The following is an 866-nucleotide window of genomic DNA, read 5'->3' on the forward strand; positions in this document are numbered from 1 at the left end:
GCGGCTGCAGCCGCTGCTGGCCGAGGCCGGATACGGCGACGTGGTCGTCCGCCCGCGGACCGTCTACGCCGACCGGACCCGCCCGGCCCTGGTGGACGGCTTCACCCGTAACACCTTTATCGCCATGGTCGAGTCCGTCCGCGACGACGCGCTGGCCGCGGGTCTGACCAACCGGAGCGACTGGGACCGGGGCATCGCCGATCTGCACCGGACGGCGGGCGACGGCGGGACGTTTCACTACACGTTCTTCAAGGGGGTGGCCGTGAGGAGCTGATCTCCCCCGCCCCTTACGGCGGCATCGGCGTCGGTGCCGGCGCGGCGGCGGGCGTAGAGCCGGATCAGGGCGTGGTAGCGGTAGTGGCCCGGGGCGGGTGACTCCAGGAGGCCGCTGTCGACGAGGGAATCCAGCAGGGGTTCGACGTCCGGGTCGTGCCGGTCGCGGCCGAGCAGCTCGGCGGCCACGGGCAGGGACAGGTCGGGGCCGTCAGCGAGCGCCAGCAGGCGGAAGGCGCGTGCCTGGTCGGGTCTCAGGCGGCGGTACGCGGAGGCGAAGCAGGAGGCAACGGTGAGGTCGCCGATCCGCAGCTCGTCCAGTCGGCCGCGCTCGTCGGCCAGCCGGGCGGCCAGGGCGGAGACGGTCCAGGCGGGGCGGGCGGACAGGCGGGCCGCGGCGATACGGATGGCCAGCGGGAGGAAACCGCAGGCGGCGACGGTCTCGCGGCAGGCCGCGGGTTCGGCCTCGGCGCGCTCCTCGCCGATGGCGCGGGTGAACAGGGTGAGGGCTTCCTCCGGGGTCATGACGTCCAGGTCCAGCGGACGGGCGCCGTCGAGGTCGGCGAGCCGGGCGCTGGACCTGGACGTCATGA

At 74.2% G+C, this 866-nt stretch carries 2 pseudogenes; one reads left to right on the forward strand and one right to left on the reverse strand.

The features are described from left to right. A pseudogene (locus CCN51_RS50235) lies at window positions 1-274 on the forward strand (SAM-dependent methyltransferase); the annotation flags it as partial. On the opposite strand, the pseudogene CCN51_RS50240 reads toward CCN51_RS50235, so the two are convergent. Continuing rightward, window positions 238-866, reverse strand: a pseudogene (locus CCN51_RS50240) (AfsR/SARP family transcriptional regulator); the annotation flags it as partial. The pseudogenes CCN51_RS50235 and CCN51_RS50240 sit on opposite strands and share 37 nt — an antisense overlap.

It is taken from the genome of Streptomyces milbemycinicus, from assembly GCF_002154605.1.
In the GTDB taxonomy this organism is placed as follows: domain Bacteria; phylum Actinomycetota; class Actinomycetes; order Streptomycetales; family Streptomycetaceae; genus Streptomyces; species Streptomyces milbemycinicus.